The following is a 19,916-nucleotide window of genomic DNA, read 5'->3' on the forward strand; positions in this document are numbered from 1 at the left end:
AGAAATTCTATATTTTTTTAGGATGAAGTTATGTAAAATTCTTATTGTGGTTGCGCATTTATTTGCCACAAAATTCAGGTAAAAGATACTCTAACTTCAATCCTAATTTTCATTAGAACTTTTATGATTAAATTTTAATATTATAATCTTTAATGATGTACGGCCCGATAATATTGGTATCTATTTCATTTTTAAAGGCAACATGACATTTATATTTTTCATTTAGATAAATTTCTTTCAGGAAGAAATTTTCATTATTTATCATGGCAGTATTATCCATAACCTGAAAGTCTTTTAATGGAATAGAAAGTCCTTTTCCATTTGCTTTAATGACAGCTTCTTTTTTTGTCCAAAAATTAAAAAAAGCACTCTTCGGATTTTTTGCCTGCCTAATATGATTTAGTTCTTCCGTTGTCATTTGTGATTCAAAATCAGCAATATTTATGTCATTGACTATCTCAACATCTATACCCACTTCATTAGAATCTGATAATATACAAACGACAACTTCACCGGCATGTGAGATATTGAATTTAATATGAGAATCTATCAGAAATGGTTTATTATACAACGTATATCCCATATTCTCTTTTGGGTTATGAAAATCATATCTTCGAAGTCCATAACGCAACAGTAATCTCCCCAAAAGTGATAATTGAGCATCCTGCCAGTTCCTGAACGATTGTACTTTTTTTTGAAAGTCTGCCGGGAAAGTGTTCAAATACTCCTTTACAAGATAATTATGATTTTCTTCAGAGATGTAAGCGTATAGAATTTGAGTCATAATTTTACCCTTTCACTAATCAACAACTTCAAATACTATAGCCTCAACTGCTCCGGTCGCAGAATTGATAACGCCAACATCTGTTTTTACTTCTGACATTCTTACCCATACTCCGCCGTATGCATCACCAAAACCAAAAGATCCCCAGATAAGTTTATGAGGCGTCCAGTTATTTTGTCCGTTTGGAGCCATAAAGTCAACTGATTCGCTAAATTCCTGCGCAATAAAGGCATTGGTTGACAAAGCCAGATCAATTGCTTCCTGCCATTCTTCATCTGTATTGAATTTTCCAACAAAAACATCTTTACCCTGAAATCCTCTGGCCACTTTTATAACAAACCGGTCTTTGTTGTTTTTCAATAATTCCAACAGATTATATTCCTTATTTTTAAAGAGTATCTTTTTATTTTCGATGAAAGCCGTCCAGGGAACATTTTTAAGGATCATTTCATTTTCTTCCGGTGAAAACTTTTCATCATTTGCTAATTCCAATAAAATAGCCAGATTTCTTTTGTCTCCCATCATTTTTAGTCCAAGATGATCCGGAAAATATACTTTATCCGTTACAAATGCACGGAATACGGCTATATTAACCTGAACTTCCATAGATAAAACTGCTATACCATGTATCACGTTATTTTTATAACATAAATCATTATTTACCAGCTGTAACTCATTCAAATTACCTGAAAAAGCTTTGCCTATAAGTCCTCTTTTAGCAAGTTCACGCTGCAAAAAATCATTAAAAAACAAGAGACTTGTATCATCTGCCAACCTCTGCTCTAATTCGCTTTCATCAAAACCGTTATCTATAAATATATTGATTGTATCTTTTATAGTGGGTACCTTTTTAAGTACCTGATCTATTAGGAAATTGATATAAATCTGCAGCGTATTTTTTGACTGATACTCACTAGCATTTTCTGTTAGTTCCGGATGAAGTCTTCTTATCAGATTTTCAAAACTATGAATTTGCCATCCTCCTATTGAAGAACCTATATTGGCTTCTAAAATTTTAAATCCGTCTTCTGTATACGTCAAATCCAGACGACAGCCTGTTTCTATATTTTTCTTGTGACACATAATAGCAAACTCTGCAGACATTTCATCTCCTTCATAATAAAAATCGGTTATTCTTTTTTTATCATCATTAAAATATAAGGATGGGATTTGCTGCAACAACTTAGGAATCGTAACAGATAAAGTCGCCAGTTCATTGGCTACCTGACTATTAATGAGTACTGGCCAGCCTGTTACTGCATAGATATATTGTTTGAATAAATCAGGAACTGAATCATCATTGGTATTTATTCTGGCCGGAACATCTGTATTATTTTTGAATTCTGAATATTTTTCTGAAATGATTGAGTACGTTTTGGTAATTTCTTCTGTTCTCATATTTATAATAATTAGTTGTTTTTTAGTAATGGATAGAGGATAAAATCTAAATTATTCCCCAATAAAATAAGTAGGTCGCCAACAGGATATTCGAAAAAATTACCGTAAAAATGACGCTTCTGTCATTCGTTCTCTGAATGGTGAAAATGTAATAAACCAACGATAAAATCAGGAAGGCAATAAATATAAATACTAGCGAAAAGATGTAATTGAAACTCTCCGGTAATCCAAACGCCAAAACGAAAAAGTTTTCTTTTGAAACCTCGATTATTGCCAGAACTAAACAGGCCAAAAGCACTAATCCTAAAGCAGAAGTAATCGTGATAAAAATACGGACAATTTTATCCTGCGCTGTGGTATATTTATTTTGAAATAGTTTTATTACATACATAAAAATAAATACCAGCATTAAAACCAAAGCAATCAATAGCGGAATCAAGAAAACCGGATCTAACTCGCTCATACTTTTACCTGTTTTAGAAACCCCTTCATTGATAATCACTCCTGAAACAAGAGACAATTTAGTTGCTTTATTAAAAGCTTTAGTATTTGGCTTTTCGTTTGGATTGCTGATGAATTTTTCCGCAACTTCACGCCCTATTCTGGTAAAAGCCGGTACATGTCCATAAGTATTTGCTTCAATAAAATACGCTTTTTTAAATCTTCCTGCTACTTTTTTTCCGTTTGCAAGAGGCGTAATTGGATCAAATTCGCCTGAAAAAACCAAAACCGGATAAGTCGCTGTAGAAAGATTAGAAAGGTCAAAATGTTTTTTTGTACCGGCAGAGCGATTGCTGTTCCAGGCATTACAAACTTTAAAATCAGATTTATAAAAAGAAATTCCGCCGTTTAAACCTTTAAAATTTGCAGCATTTTGCTCGTACTTTGCGTAATCATTATTGGGTATGGTTTCATTACAGGTAATGCAATAATAAACGCCATAATCCATTCCTAATAAACTGGAAAATGCACTCACCAAATTCCCTAAAGATTCTCCTTTTCGTTCGTGAAACTGATAAATCAATAATGGAATAATTTCTACTAATTGCTTATTGTATAAGGCTTGTTGTATCGCTATTTTAAAATCTTCGGCATTATAAGTAAATTTTCCTGTAGCAATAAGTGCCGGATCTACCGAAACCGTAAGCGGATGTTTTTCTAAATCTGCAATTACCTCATAATAAACTTGTTCCAGATCAGGATATTGTGCGTTTGCTGTTTTGTCTTTTTTAGAAATTTCGAATACTTTTTCAAGGCTATTCATGTAGTTTGAGGTATTCTCTACGTAATATGTGGAAATATCATAAATAGCAGAATCCAGTAATAATGACTTTACATCTTCCGGATATGTGCTGGCATAAACCTGCGCGATATACGTTCCGTAAGATACACCGTAAACATTCCAGTTTTTATATTTTAAAGCTGATTTTAAAGCATGAAGATCTTCTGCAACAGCAAGACTGTTATACGAATCTATATTTATTTTTCTATTAATAAGGTCTTGTTTGCAGGCAATAGCAACAGCTGCTTTTTGCTTTTCATCTTCTTGTTCGCTTTGGTTTTTTGCCAGGATTTCCAGAAACTTTTTGCCTAATTCTGTAGAAAGTCTCGGTTGGGAATAACCTGTTCCGCGAACATCAAACAATACAATATCATTGTTTTTTCTAAGCGGATGATCCATCCACGACCATATATTATCTATACCGCTGGCGCCCGGTCCGCCCTGCAAAAAAACGACTGCATTGGGATTTTTAATATTAGACGTGTTTTTTAAAACCGTTACCGCAATTTTTATCGTTTTACCATCTTTACTGCCCCATGTTTCAGGAACATTCAAATAACCCCAAACCATCTGATTGGGATCTGATTTCTGGAATTGAGAAAGAAAAGCAGGACTCTTTTCAAAAGTAACATTTTGTGCATTTATTTTTCCTAAAAAAGTTACTGCTAAAAGAGTAATCGCTATGATTGTTGTTTTTAATTTCATGTTATTTTGTATATAATTTTTTATTATAATTTAAAAATTGAAGCCGATATCGATTGTTCTTTCCTTTTCAAAATCCAGTTCCAGATCTGCGGTGTTCAGGGATTTATTCGGGTTTTCGATAATTGCTGAAAGTAGTTTTTCGTATTTTAACCAAATCAGTTCAATGGTTTCTTTTTGATAATTAGCCGCATTGTAATGTATGGTTCCGGACAATTTATCGTCGTGAACCGTAAATGTGATCAAAAGCGGTAATCTATTGTATGCTGTATTAACGGGTACTAATTGCAGTTCTAAACTTTTGTCTATCTCAATATTTTTATAACTAAAAGATTGATTTTGCAATACCATTAATGCATCAAGTCGAAATGTATTTTGTATGCTTTCCGGAACATCCTGATGCTCATCAATCAGCAACGAATTTTGCTGGGTTTTTAAAAGTACCTCATCAAAAGTATGGTCTGAATTGATGGAATTTCGCAACGGCAAAGTTTTTACGAACATGCCCAATTGATGGTGTAATTCAGCATGTGTTCTGCCTGAATTAACTGTTCCCAGACAAAAATCTTCTTTTCCGTACATGATATACATCAGCATGCTATAAGTTCCTGCCAATAAGCTGTGAAAGGATATGTTTTCCTTTTGGATAAACTGATTTATGTCTGAAAATGTCAGTGCTTTATAAGTGAATTCCAGCGTTCCTGCATGTTCTTCTTCATATAAATTTCCATCAGCCGGAATGCTGTTTTGCCATGTATATCCTTTGAGGTAATTTTCCCAAAACTTTAGATTTTTTTCATGCGTGCTTTTTTGTTCTTTTTCATACCAAACCGCATAATCCCTGAACTGAAATTCAAGTCTTGAATCATTTGAATCTTCTTTTTTCGCTATTTGCTTGTACTTCGATACAAATTCATTTATCAGGATTTCCAGCGACCAGCCATCCATAATAATGTGATGTGTACAAAATACGAGACAAGACGAACCTTTTTTTTGATGAAATAAACCAACTCTTAATAGTGCGTCATTATTTAAGTCAAATACTTTATTGACATAATAATCGATAGCGTTTGTGAGTTCTTTTTCTTCAAAAGTGAATTCTTCTATTATGACAGGTCTTTCCTCATGAGTATAAATTTGCTGGTACGGAAGCCCTCCTATTTCAATAAAATTAGTTCTCAGTATTTCGTGCTTTTTTTGCAATTCAAAAAATACTTTTTCTAAAATCGGTTTGTTGATTTCACCGTTTATTTTAAATAATGCCGGCATATTATAGGCTATAGATTTTTCTTCTCGTTGCGATGCGAGCCATATTCCGTATTGCGCCGGAGTAATATTGTAATGCGCACGATCCTCTACAGGAATAATTTTGGTATTTTCTTTTCTCTCTTTTCTTTCCAGATATCCGGATAATGTTTCAATAGTTGGGTAATCAAAAATATCTTTTAAGGTTATTCTGTAATGCAGTTTTTTATTGATCTTGTTGATTAATTTCACTGCAATTAACGAATGTCCGCCCAACACAAAAAAGTTATCTGTAATACCAATTTCTGTATCTATAGGCAATAATTCTTTGTAATATTTGCAAAGTGCGATTTCAATTTCTGTTGTTGGATTTTTATGCGTGGTTCCTAATTTTTCAGAAGCTAATTTTATGGATGAAAGTGCTTTTCTATCCACTTTTTTATTAGGCGTTAACGGAAATTCCTCCAGCGGAATTATCGCATGCGGAATCATGTATTCAGGCAATACTTCACGTAAAGAGTCAATTATTATGTTACTGTTAAAAGATTCTTTTTCTGTAATTAGATAGGCTATTAAAACAGCTTGTTGCTCCTGACTTTTCTGCGCGACCACAACGGCTGCTTTTACAGATTGCAGGTTGTTCAAAACAGTTTCTATTTCGCCCAGTTCTATACGATATCCGCGTATTTTGACCTGATTGTCATTACGTCCCAGAAATTCTATTTCGCCTTTGTCATTCCATTTTCCTAAATCGCCCGTATCATATATTTTTTCTGCAGGATTGATACTGCTTTGAATAAATTTTTCATGGGTTAGGGCTTCGTTTTTAAAATATCCCTGAGCCAGACCGTCGCCTCCAATATAAATGGCGCCTACGCTTTCTACAGGCAAAAGCTGCATGCATTCGTCCAGGATATAAATCTGGGTATTGTGTATGGGATGTCCAATATTTGAGGCTTCATTTGCCTGAAGGATTCTTTTACAGCTCGACCATATTGTAGTTTCTGTCGGGCCATACATATTCCACAATTCGCCGTTTGATTCTAATAATTTTTCGGCAAGAGTTTTGCTGAGCAAATCGCCTCCGCATAAAATTTTAATGTCTTTATTTCCCTTCCAGCCTGCATTATAAAGCATCTGAAAAAAACTTGGCGTTGCCTGAATAATGGTTGGTTTTATTTCTTTTATTTTTAAAACCACTTCTAAAGGATCTGATAACAATTCCTGACTTGCCACATATAATTTTGCTCCGGAAATTAAAGGCGCAAAAAACTCCAATATCGAAATATCAAAAGATTGTGTCGTTACCGAAAATAAATAATCCTGATGTTCTATTTTGGGTTCATGTTTGATGCTAATCAAGAAGTTAGCTAACGCTTTATGCCCTATCGCTACTCCTTTTGGATTTCCCGTAGATCCCGAAGTATAGATAATATAAGCCGTTTCAATTGCTGATGCTTCATTCAATTCAACTGAATCTAAAATCGTTTCTTCATTCAGTATTGAATCGATATCTATAATTTCAGATTTTAAATTTAGATTTTGCTTTAAATCCTGAGTTGAAATGACTTGTTTTACTTCGCTATGCTGAATGATATATTCCAGACGATCTTTTGGAAAAGAAGGATCTAAGGGTATATAAGCATTTCCTGATTTTAATATACCGAGTAAAACTGCCACCAAATTTGCCGAACGATTCAGTAAAACGGCAACTGGCGCTTTTTCAGACTGCTGTGTTATTCTCTGCAGATAAAAAGCGATCTTATTAGACAAAACATCCAAATCGTGATATGTATAAAATACTTCCTCGTCTACGATTGCAATACTATTGGGGTTTTCAAGTACTTGTTCTTTAAAAAGATGTACAACCGTTGCGTTTTCCGGATAAGGAAATTGCGTGCTATTAAAATCATAAAGCAACGTCTGTTTTTCTGCACCGGTTATGTATTCATAATTTGAAAGTAATTCTTTTGGATTGTCAATTACTCCTGAAAGCAGGTTTTCAAAATGTGCTGTTACTTTACTGATTGAGGCTTCATCGAAATAATTGACATTATAGTCAAAATCAATTTTCACATCTTCGAGCGCATCAAATTCACGAATATAAATCGCCAAAGCCACACGTTCTGAATGATGCGACAACGGAATTACACTTGTTTGGGTATTTAGAAAATGATCTGCATAATTTTGTTTTTCATACGATAAAGTGATATTAAAAAGCCTGTCTTTTTCCTGAAATAAATCCAGTTCTTTTATCAATTTTCCTAAAGGAAATCGCTGATGACGGTAATCTTGTCGTAATTGCTGTTTGATATTTTTTACCAGATCTTCAAAGTTTTCATCATGGCTAAAATGGATTCGCAAAGGCGAAACTCCCATAAACAAACCCACAGTTTTTTTATAGATTGATTTTCCTCTGTTCAATACAGGAAGTCCTATTGCAAAATCCTTATTATGATGTTTTCTTCCAAAATAAAGATATAAAATGCCCAGAATAACATGAAAAGTTGTAGCGCCTAAATCCCTGGCTATTTCCTCAATTTGGTTGTAAACCAATCGGCCGATGATGATTTCTTTTCGTTTGCTTTGATTGGATTTATCATTTTGATTGATTTTTTCCAATAGTCTTTCCGGAAGCTGCTGAAACTTGTTTTTCCAATATATTTTATCATTCTGATAACTTTCTGATCTAGAATATTCTTCATCATCCAAAACAAAATCTTTGTATGTAAAAGGATAATCTGAAACTATTTTGCCCTCTTGAGAAAGTTCATTATAATTCTTCACCAATCGCTGAAACATTAAGGAAGTTCCCCAGCCATCTGTAATAATATGATGGTAAACAGAGAAAAGATAATGCAGTTTCTCGCTCACTTTTATCAGGATAAATTTATGCAGAATAGCATCTGAAGTTAATTCAAAAGGCGTTTCAAACCTTTTCTGCATAAAATTGTTGGCTTCAATATCTGCATTTTGCAAGGATGAAAAATCAACAAATTCTAATGGCGAAACGTATTTCTCAATAGTTTTCATAGTAACTTCATCTTCAGACAGATTGATGCTGCTTCTGTAGGTATCGTGCTGGTTTATAAGTGCCAGATAAGCATCGTTCAGAATATCATAAACGATGGTTCCGTTAATTACTATTTTGGCTCCTATATTATAAATAGGATCTTCCGGGAACATGAGCTGCTCGAAATATATATCTTGTTGAGGAAGTGTAAGTTTCATTTTTTGAGTACTAAAAAATTAAGGAATTGAGTGATCAAATCTTGGCCTTAAAGCCATTTTTAAATTACTGCCGACGAGAAAACTATACCCAAAAATTTTCTGTCAGTTCTTCTTTAGAAGTTGTTTTTATGTCCTTTACAATAGTTCCGTAATCAAATTTTATGATTCTGTCTGCTAAATAAAAATAAGCGTCATCGTGGGTAACGGCAACAATGGTTTTTCCGGCTTCTTTAAACTTAGGCAACAGTTCTTCATAAAAATATTTTCTGAAATGAGGATCCTGATCGGCAGCCCATTCATCAAGAACTAAAATAGGCCTGTTTTCTAATAAGGCAAATATCAAGGACATACGCTTACTTTGACCTTTTGAGAATTTTCGTCTCACAGATTCATCTTTATCATCAACCACAACTTTGTCTAATTCCATTGTTTCTAATAAACCGGAATAGTGATCGTTATTTTCTAAGGTATAATTATCATAGTTTTTAGAAAACAAATGATTGTCTGTAAATACCGCGGCAACCAAATCCTGAAAACTGGTTGAATCAATTTCCTGTTGAAAATTATTAATCGTTATTTTCCCTTCAGACGGCGGATATAAACCGGTAAGAACATTGATAAAAGTACTTTTTCCGGAACCGTTTCCTCCTACTATAAAAATAGTTTCTCCTTTATGAATGTTTAAATTGATAGGACCAAGTTTGAATAAAGAATCACTGTCGACATTAGGATACGCAAAACCAATATCTTGAAAATGCAACGATTCAAAATCGCTCTCGATTTGCTGTTCTGCGGGTTTATTGTCTTCCGGTACTTCAAAATCTTTCATGAATTTTGATATTCTGGTGTTTGCGACAAAAAACCGTGTGTATAATTGCTGCAAATTGATAATGTTATTGATAGGTCCTGAGATAAACAGAATAATCACGACATACGCAATTACATCTTCTCTGGAAAGTAAATTAAATGCCGGCAAAACAAATAGAATAACAGATACAACAAAATACAATCCGTACTGGCTGATTAAATTGATCGAAAGAAATACATAATTGATATTAAAATCCAGGTTCATAGCGGCATCTCTGTTGGGAACAATAAACTTGTTCATTAGGTTTTCCCTTCTGATAAAGTTGATTTTTAATTCTTTAAATCCCCTAATCACATCATCTACAGATTTGTAATAACCATCATTATATTCTCTTAACTGATTGACACGTTTAGACATGGTATTCATTACTATAAAATAACAGGCACCAACCATCACAATTAAAGCAACCACAATTAAGGCAGAAACGAATGATAACGTAAACATGTATATCAAACATAATACAAGCATTAACAACGAATTTATGGTGTGCGTAACGGTATACGGAAGCAAAGAAAACGTTCGCAAATCTTCTACAACGGTATAAAATCGCTGTGAGCCATATTGTTCGAGTTTTAATAAGGGTACGCTCAATATTTGTTTGAAAATGTTTTTCTCATTTTGGTACAGCATGTCAAAAGAAAACTCATTTAGTTTCTTTTGAAAAATAATATTCAGCAAGTACGTGTAAACAAGAACTGCAGTAAAAACAATTCCCATATAACCATGTAAGAAAGCTTTGTTTCCAGCCATGACATTATTAATGATATACACAATTGCAAATGTCAATAAGGTATTTGGGATGGCATATAACAGTAAATAGATTATCTGTCTTTTTTTAATTTTTAACATCGTTGATTTGATTAAATAATTTGATTTTTTAAAATTTGATACTCTATATATTAAATTGACCTCGTGGCTGATTTTATTCGAAAAAAGGATATTCTTTTTACATTTCCTGTAAGTGCATTTTTGTCAAAAACGAGTTTTTCAACACAGCTGCTAATTCCTTGACATGGTCATAAATAAAAAAGTGATTTCCCTTTAAAATTTTATGTTCGAAGGCGGCAGTTGTAAAAGAAGTCCAGTTTGTAATGGCATCACAACATTCTTCTTCAGATCCCATCATGGCGTATATTGGTGTTTGCACCAGAATGTTTTTCTGATTATCGCCTATATCCGATTTCTTTTCAATGCATTCAAAATCGGCACGCATTATTGGGGCAAAAAAGTCATACAAAATATTGTTTGTAAGTACTTCTTCAGGAATTCCGCCCAGTTTTCTTAGTTCTTCCTTAAACTCAAAATCATCTAATAAATAGCGTATCACGTTTTCCTTTTTTTGCACACCCGGACCCGCATTTCCGGAAACAACCAATCGTTTTGGATAATAACCGGCTTCTTCCAGTTTTGCTGCTACGCGTAATCCTAATGAAGCTCCCATGCTGTGACCGTAAATTACAAACGGAGATCCGTTGTTTAAACTCGTGATTTGCCTGCAATAATCATCGATTGCTTTTTGCGATGATTTTAATAATGGCTCGTCAAATCTTTTCCCTCTGCCCGGTAATTCAAGTGCAATAAATTCGATACTTTCATCAAAATATTTCTTTAGAAAATCAAAAGAATACGAACTTCCTCCTGCAAAATGAAGCAAAAACAGCTGAAATTTATCTACTTTATTTTCCATACTTTTTATGTTTAATTGCTTCGTCTTCTTATTTCTTCGTTACCAAAATTTCTGTCTTTTTTAGATACTTTGTCGTTTCCTAAACTATAAGACAATGAGATTTTGAAATAGCGATTACTCGGATAAGAAATAAAGCTTTGGTTAATACCATTTACTTTTGAATAGGCATAACTCGGACTCGAATTGAATAAGTCATTTACGCCTAAAGTCAGATTCATTTTTTCTATCAGTGACTTAAACGAAACCGCCATATCTAATGAACTTGATGATGAATAACGAAACAAGGCATTGTTATAAGCCGAATCATACCAAAAATTGACTTCGCCCACAATAGATTTTGATTTATTGAAGTTGATAACATTATTGATTTGTATGCGATATTCAAAACCATTTAGCAGCTCTACATCTACAGCCGGATCTGTTTTCTTGGCAGTACTATAATTGATAAAGATATTACTGTCTGTTTTTAGCCAGTCTGTAAAATCCCATTGATAACTTTCTGTCAACGAATAATTATACTCGTTAAAGAAGTTTTTGAATACAATTGTCTGCTCATTTGTTACTTTATTTACCTCCGGAATTACACTGTATGAATTGGTTGTTGCACTAAATGAAAGTTTGGTTGTTAAATTATTTTTGTAAGTATGAGATACTTCAATGTTATTGCTGTAAGAAGGCAATAAATAAGGATTACCAATTGATGATACCTGACTATTAATAAAATAACGCGCCGGATTTAATTGTCTGTAACCTGGTCTGTTGATTCTTTTGCCATAATTTAAGATATAAGAATTGTTCTCATTTTGGGCAAATGACAGATAAAATGTCGGGAATAATTTTGCGTATTTATTTTCATATTCCGGCGGAATTGCTTCTAGAGAAACTCCTTTTGTCTGGGTATATTCAGATCGTAATCCTAATTGTGCTTCCCATCTGTCATTGAATTTTTTAGAACCGTTTACATAAACCGACTGGATATTTTCATCAAAATCAAACTGATTGGATTGTAAAGGATTCAAAACCGGTGTTCCGGTAATGGTATTGTAGTTATACAACTGATAATTGGTTTTACTAAAACTGGCTTTACCGCCATAAGAAAGTTTCACCCATTCTATTGGAAATTCTACATCAATTTTTGCGCTGTAATTGCTAACATTCTGAAAAGAATTACCCAAGTTGGCAAAATCTACGTTTAAAAAATTTCCGGCAGGATCATAATTATTAGACAAAATATTGCTTTCTCTTTCTGTTTTATAATCCAGAATATCAAAATTAAAAACAATCTTTTTTCCCAAAGTGTCTAACTTCTGATCGATAAAGAAATTAAAAATCGAGTTGTTTTTATTATCCTTTGTATCCACATCTCCTATCAGATAATTTGTTATTTGCTGATTCCTATCATAAAAATCCGTTTTAACAGCATCAACCGTATTCGGAATAACCACCATACGCAAATATTGTACTCCCACTTTTGTGTTTTTAGTTAAGTCGTAATCAAGCACTAATCGTGTAGAAAAATCATTTTTTTGTTCTTTAGATTTACTTATTAATTTTAACGGACTGTCGACAAAATCAATCGTGGTTCTTTCTTCTCTGTAAAACGATCCCGAATTGTATACGCCGCTTACTAAAAAACTTAATTTATCTTTTTGATAGCTAAAGTTATTTCTAAAGGTTCTCCATCCGTATTTTGCCTGATTTTCTACTAATGAAATATTATCGCTCCAGGTATCTTTCTTGATTTTTTTATAGATTATATTGATAACCCCGCTGTTTCCCTGTGCTTCATATTTTGCCGAAGGATTCGTAATTACTTCCACTTCCTTGATATCACTTGCCGGCAATGATTTTAAAAAATTACTTAAATCTTCTCCTGAAAGCTGTACCATTCGGCCATCTATAGAGATCATGACACCACTTTTCCCCAACATCGAAATCTGATCATTTCTAACGACCAGACCCGGAGTTTTTCCTAAGGCTTCAAAAATATTTCCGGTACTTGTAATTGGGCTGCGATCAATGTTTACAACTGTTTTATCGATTTCTCTTCTAATTTTTGTTGGAGAATTGCTAATTACGACTTCGTTTAATGAAGTCGTTTTTTCTTCTAATACGATTGGTTCTAAAACCGTTGATTCTGTTAAATCGATCTTTTTTACAAAACCCGAATAATTACTATGGCTTACCGTCAAAGTATATGATCCGGCTTTGGCATCCAATTCAAAATCGCCATTGGTATTTGTAAGCGTTTGTTTTACTATTTGATTTTTACTATTCGTTAGAACAATATCTACAAATGCGAGTACGGCTTTTTCGTCCTTGACCTTACCACTTATTTTTATTTGTCCGATGCAAAAAAATGGGCTTATAATTAATAGTATTGTTATGATGATATTTTTCATGTTTGATTTGCTACGACTTTTATAATTTATTATGCTGATCTGCTGTATTGATATTCTGATTTTGATTCTCACTGATAAAGCCTAAAAATTCTTCCTTATATTTTTCAAGCGATAAAACATTTTTGTTTTCTTCATAAAAATGTTTTTTAGAAACTAACTTTAGCGTAATTCCGTTTGAGAAAAGATTACAAACCAAACTTAAATTATATCCTATATCAGTTTTGGTTTCCTTTATGCTGCTTTTTTCTCTGAAATCTACATTATTGATTTCTGTGTCAGAAATTAGAAAATTCAGGAATCCAATAATATTTCCATCCAGATCTATCCCTGAAGAATTCCTAAAATCTTCTCGTATGGTTTCATAAGGAATTGTCTGGTCTATTCTGTCATTTAAATACTGTAAATAGTTGTTTCTGATAAATTCTGCGCTTAGGTTAAAATTATTATCATAGTAATTGGTAATCAAAACATTATCAATTACCCCGAGTATTTTTTCTGTTTGAAGTCCTTTTATTTCCTGTTCTCTGCCGTTGACAAAAATTTGGTATAACTTTTTATCTTCTTTACCTGCTTTGTTCAGGATCATCAGAAAAAATACATTAAAAATACTACTGACCGGAAGATTTAAATCACTGCTAAACTCTTTTATCTTGCTGAATTCTGTTCCTGAAATTATTATTTCCTGCTCGATAAAATATTCTCTTTCAATTTCTTGCGCAACATGATCATGAAGCAGTTGATCTTCTAAGTTTTCAACTAAGTCCATTCTTTTTTCTAACGCTTCTTCAGAATGCAAATACAGCTGCTGCAACGCAATAAACTCAAACGGATGATGGTATTTACTGATCGATGTACCTTCTTCAAAATAAGCCACGGCTTGTTTTAAAAGTATATCTGTTGTGTAAGCATCTGCAAGAGAATGGTGTAACGCCACAACAATTGTAGCTTTGAGTTTGCTAACATCAGGAACAACAAAAGCCCTGATTAATTCTCCGTGAAGCAAATCAAACGGCTGTTCCAGCAAAAATTCCTTTCCGGTGCGGTAAATTTCTTTTTCATCGTTTGTTTCTGCCTTGTTTACCAAAACTTTAATTTTAGTTTCACCGGCACTTATATAACGTTGAAAAATTGCCCCTTCATTTTCTTCATATCTTATGGTAAGATTTGGAAAATGAGATAAGAATCCCCTGAACGCTTCTTCAAATTGATACACATTAAAATAAGGCATTGTAAAACTGAAACTAACCGCCGAGTATTTCATTTTATAAAATCTCTTTTGGTTAGGCGACAAGGCAATCACGTCGCCTGTTTCCCAATTTTTTTCTTTGGATGAAACGCTAAACTCATTTTTAGTTGATGAAGTTTCTTCAACCATTAATTTCGCCAAATCTTCTACAACGGGATTTTTTAAGATATATTCTATTTTTAAAGGATATCCTTGCTGTTTTAAACGCGAAATAATAGATATTGCTTTTATGGAATCACCGCCAAGGCTATAAAAATTGTCTTTTATTCCTATTGATTCGCATTTTAAAATTTCTTCCCAAATGGCAATTAATTTCTTTTCCTGCGCTGTTTCGGCTGGTACATATTCTGTTTTTATAAGGTCTTCTTCCCTAACATCCGGCAATGCTTTTTTATCTACTTTTCCACTTATATTTAGCGGTATTGTATTGATTTCTATATAATAAGCCGGCAACATATAATCCGGCAATACTTTGCGCAAAGCAGCTTGTATGATTTTTTTGTCCAGCGGGCTATTCAAAACATAATAGGCAACAAGTGATTTTTCGCCTTCTTTTTCTTTTACTGTAACAACAGAATGGCTAACGCCTTCAAGGGCATTAATCCTGTTTTCTATTTCTCCCAGTTCTATTCTGTGGCCTCGAATTTTTACCTGATCGTCAACTCTTTCTATAAATTCAATTGCACCGTTGGCTAACCATCTTCCTAAATCTCCGGAACGGTACATTAATTCTCCTTCTTTGAACGGATTTGGAATAAATTTATCCGAAGTTAAATCCGGACGGTTTAAATATCCTTTGGCTAAACCGGATCCTGCAATGTAAATTTCTCCCGTAACACCTATTAATGACGGAGATAACAAATCATCTAAAATATAAACCGTCGTATTTGCGATAGGTTTACCAATAGAAATTGAGGTAGATTTTAAACTGCTTCCTTTTTCCATTTTTTGGATTGTTGCACAAATACTTGTTTCTGTTGGTCCGTATGCATTATAAAAAGTTCCGTATTTTAAATATTCGGCTACTTTATCATAAACGGCAGATTCGCCTGCGGTAATCAATACTTTTAAATCTTTCAGACTATTGATGTCTAATAATTTAAAGTAAGCCGGACTTAGCGTCGCAATATCAATTTTGTTTTTTATGATATATTTTTCGAACAGTTTAACATCCATTCTGGTTTCATCATTTAAAACATATAAACTGCAGCCTGATAACAGCGTTATGAATATTTCTGAAATTGAAGCATCAAAAGAAAACGAGGCAAATTGCAGACTGTTTTGACAATCTTTAAGTCCAAAAATATCAATCTGCGATAATATTGTATTAACTATTCCGGCGTGTTCTATGATAACTCCTTTTGGATTTCCTGTAGACCCGGAAGTATAAATTACATAAGCAATATCTTGTGGAGCTATTTTTTGCTGCTCAAACAAAACTTCTTCTGTTTCGTCAAATTCAACGTCTATAGAAAAAATAGTACCATCGTAAAAATTAACATCAAACAGAAATAAGGTTTCTGTGATTAATAATTTTAAATCGGCATCCTTAAAAATAAATTCTTTTCTGTCCAGAGGCAATTGCGCATCAATAGGAACATATACTGCTCCTGCTTTTAAGACTGCAAGAATAGAAATTATAGACCATTCGCTTCTATTGAGCTGTATGCCTATAAAATCTCCTGTTTGAATGTTATAATCTGTGACCAGTTTATAAGCCAGACGGTCTGAAAGCAAATCAAGTTCGGTATACGTGATTTTTTTATCCTCGAATACCAGGGCAATGGTTTCCGGTGTGTTTTTAACTTGCTGCTGAAATAAACTAACTAAAGTAGCTTCTTTTGGATAAGCAACGGAAGTATCATTAAATCCATATATTAAATTGAATTTTTCTTCCTGATTTAAATATGTTATATCATCAATTAAAACATCCGGATTATGGGCAAGCGCATGCAATAGTTGCTTAAAATGTTTCATGAACTGAATAATCACCTCAGCTTCATAGACATCTGTATTAAAATTTACCATAAAAGATAAATAGTCTCCGATTTCCTGAAAATGAAACTCGATGTCTTGTTTGGTTTTGCTTTCTCCCAAATCATTGATGGCATCAACATCAAAGCTTTCACTAAAATTATCTGACGAAGAAATATTATGAAAGGTAAGCGAAATATCAAACAGCGGACTTCTGGCAGGATTATACTCAATCTGCAAATCATTTACCAGCATCTGAAAAGGATATTCCTTATTGTTAAAAGCGGCAAAAGTATTTTCTTTTACTTTTTGGTAAAACAGCTTAAAAGTATCTTTCTTATCAATATAATCTCTTAATGCCAAAGGTTTTATATAATATCCAATTTGGTTTTGCAGATTAAATTGATCGCGATTAACAATCGGAAATCCAATAGTGATATCTCTTTCGTTGGTGTACTTAAACAGTGCTATTTTTAATACTGCCAAAATAGACATAAACAAAGTCCCGCCTTCTTTTTGAAAAGCAGCTTTTAAATTAGAAACATCATTTTTAGCTATATAACCCTGAAACTGATGACCGTTATAGGTTTTTATTTTTGGTCTTTGCTTGTGTGTTGGCAGATTGATTCCCGGTATTTCTCCTGCTAGTTTTTCAGTCCAGAATTTTTTGAAACGATCCATTTTTCCACTCTCAAACAAAGAGTTTTCCCAAACGGCATAATCTTTATATTGGGTTTCCAGTTCCGGCAAATTAGGTGAAACACCCTGAAGATACGAGCTGTAAATAGCCAGAACTTCTTTTTCTAAAATATCATTAGACCAGCCATCGCTTATAATGTGATGCAGATTATAATAAAAATAAAAATTCTCATTGGTAATCTGTAAAATGGCAATTCGTAACAAAGGGCCTTTTTCTAAATCAAATGGTTTAAAAGAATCTTCCTGAATATACTTTAATGCAGCTGTTTGTCCGTTTTTATCATTTCTAAAATCAAGATAATCAATGTTTAAGTTTAAATCTTTTCGATCTAAAATAAACTGTCTTACTTGTCCGTTTTCATCATTTTTAAAAACAGTTCTTAAAATTTCATGTCTTTCAATTACTGCCTCAACAGCTTTATTCAGAATTGCAATATCTTTCACTCCTTCAAATAATTTATATGAAGGAATATTGTAGGCAACAGAAGCGATTTCATCCTGGCTTACAATCCATAATGATTTTTGTGCTGATGATGTTACATAGCTGTCTGATGGCTGAGATTTTTCTATTTTTCCTGTAAAATTATCTTCAGACGATTCAAAATAGGCTATAATATCATTTTTATGTTCTTTTATTTGTTGAACAAGTTCAGCCGGAATTTTTCCTTGTTTTACCGTAATTTCCAGTTCCTGTTTATGATTTACTTTAAGATAAATATCGTTCTCTCTTAATATGCCTAATAAGGTTTTGATTGAATGTGCCATGTTAAATATTTTATTCTATTTAGTATATTCTATCGTTTTTTCACCAAACAATCTTTCAGCATCTATTCCTCTGCTTTTGCATTCTTCTATCAGCCTGTTAGATTCTACAATAGGTCTTGACTCGTCTGTATATTTTATAGAACTAATAAAAACCAGCCATGGTTCTAGTCCCATTGCATATACAAATACATTTTTAGGATTGTAGATATCAACAAGTGATTTTCCCTGTTCAAAATCACAACCTGCCAATCTTCTGGACAAATCTTTGTTTCGGTCTAATTTTTCAGGTAGTAACGGTCCGTATAACCACGAAAGCGGTGCGCCGTCGCATTCCATTCCTAAGAATAAGACATCAATATCTCCTACTACTTTGTGTATATTTTGATAGATTGCCGGTTCTATATTGCAGGAATCTGCTGCAAATAATATTTTCAGGTCATTGTGTAATGCAATGTGATAACATAGTTTACTTCTAACATCCAGATCTGAATGTTCGCCTAAAAACGGAATCCCTGTTATTTGGCAATCTTCCATGTCTATGCTTTCCATATCATCCAGTTCAATTACATTATTAAAACCAATGGTATTAAACATTAATTTTAAGTTTGGATCCTGCAGACTTCCCTTTCCACTGCTAGGAACAATAATGTTTTTTATGCGGTGACGAAGCTGTAATAATGTCTCCAGTAAGATGTGATCCTGATGATTATGCGTAATTAATACATAGTCTATTTCATCCGGTAAATCATTGATTGTATATCTGTTTACTTCTGTTTCATAACCGTCATAACTTATTACGGGATCTACTAAAAACGACACTTTACTGGTTTCTACCAATACGCAGGCATGACCAAAATATCTGGTTCTTACGCCGCTTCCTTTATAATGTTCAAATTTTGACGGAGCTTCTTTTGTAAAAAACTGTTTAAATAAGGCTTCCTGTTCGCCGCTTATTCCTAATTTTTCTTTGATTTTATTGTAGTCGCCCGGCGTTTTTTTCATTTTAAATAATTCATCAATCAAATCTGATTTAAATGGAATATCTAAATGAATCAGGTTTTTATCGTTAAGTCTTGGCGTACTTAAAACAAACGATCTTGAATCATCTGCTTCTACTAATTGTAATGATATAGATTGCGCGGATTCGTCATAATAATCACTTTTGTAAAGCAAATATTCATACAATCTAAAATTAGGATTGTTATTCAGGTCATAAACCAATTCTACATATCCTTTTAAAAGATCCGGAACTTTCTCGTATAAAGTATTTAGCGAATAGCCTTTTGCATCTTTTTGCAACACATTATTCAATTCTATAATGGCGTTTCCAAATTCTAATAATGAAGATCTTTTATTGACAGTATCGTCGTATAAATTTTTAATTTCTTCAACCCTTCCTCCTTCATAATCAATAAAAGGCCCGCCCAGCATTTTTGGATTTTGTACCGCTGCAGCATGAATTTTTGGATTTTTTATATAAGATTCCATGATTTTAAGATGTCTGTCCTGAATATTCAACGCAGCTGTTGCCGGTGATACTAAATGCGACCAGGCATACCATCTGTCAATTAATGCTTCTATTGCTACGTTTAATTTTAAGTAATAAGTGTTATCGTTTGATTCCATTTTTATA

General features: G+C 33.2%; 9 protein-coding genes. All 9 read right to left on the minus strand.

Annotated features, from left to right (window positions below; all coding sequences use genetic code 11):
* Positions 1-127: 127 nt before the first annotated feature.
* Positions 128-784 carry a 4'-phosphopantetheinyl transferase family protein gene (locus tag AC3QL1_RS18765; RefSeq protein ID WP_492493664.1) on the minus strand — a complete coding sequence of 219 codons (657 nt, stop codon included), beginning with the start codon at positions 782-784 and terminating at the stop codon, positions 128-130.
* A 15-nt stretch (positions 785-799) separates the two neighbouring features.
* Entirely contained in the window at positions 800-2,182 is a 1,383-nt protein-coding gene (locus tag AC3QL1_RS18770) for a hypothetical protein (RefSeq protein ID WP_492493665.1), read from the minus strand.
* 46 nt (positions 2,183-2,228) lie between these two features.
* On the minus strand, positions 2,229-4,169 hold the full coding sequence (locus tag AC3QL1_RS18775) for an alpha/beta fold hydrolase (protein WP_492493666.1): 1,941 nt from the start codon (positions 4,167-4,169) through the stop codon (positions 2,229-2,231).
* A gap of 30 nt (positions 4,170-4,199) precedes the next feature.
* Positions 4,200-8,642, minus strand: coding sequence for an amino acid adenylation domain-containing protein (locus AC3QL1_RS18780; RefSeq protein WP_492493667.1), 4,443 nt, complete (start codon positions 8,640-8,642; stop codon positions 4,200-4,202).
* A gap of 82 nt (positions 8,643-8,724) precedes the next feature.
* Positions 8,725-10,359, minus strand: a complete 1,635-nt coding sequence (locus AC3QL1_RS18785) for a cyclic peptide export ABC transporter (RefSeq protein WP_492493668.1) — start codon at positions 10,357-10,359, stop codon at positions 8,725-8,727.
* Positions 10,360-10,456: 97 nt separating this feature from the next.
* Entirely contained in the window at positions 10,457-11,197 is a 741-nt protein-coding gene (locus AC3QL1_RS18790) for a thioesterase II family protein (RefSeq protein ID WP_492493669.1), read from the minus strand.
* A gap of 11 nt (positions 11,198-11,208) precedes the next feature.
* A complete protein-coding gene (locus AC3QL1_RS18795) occupies positions 11,209-13,599 on the minus strand; it encodes a TonB-dependent receptor domain-containing protein (RefSeq protein WP_492493670.1) in 2,391 nt (796 codons plus the stop codon).
* Positions 13,600-13,618: 19 nt separating this feature from the next.
* On the minus strand, positions 13,619-18,283 hold the full coding sequence (locus AC3QL1_RS18800; RefSeq protein ID WP_492493671.1) for an amino acid adenylation domain-containing protein: 4,665 nt from the start codon (positions 18,281-18,283) through the stop codon (positions 13,619-13,621).
* 15 nt (positions 18,284-18,298) lie between these two features.
* On the minus strand, positions 18,299-19,909 hold the full coding sequence (locus tag AC3QL1_RS18805) for an MBL fold metallo-hydrolase (protein WP_492493672.1): 1,611 nt from the start codon (positions 19,907-19,909) through the stop codon (positions 18,299-18,301).
* Between the last annotated feature and the right edge of the window lie 7 nt (positions 19,910-19,916).

It is taken from the genome of Flavobacterium sp. GW823-FHT04A11 (assembly GCF_058796535.1).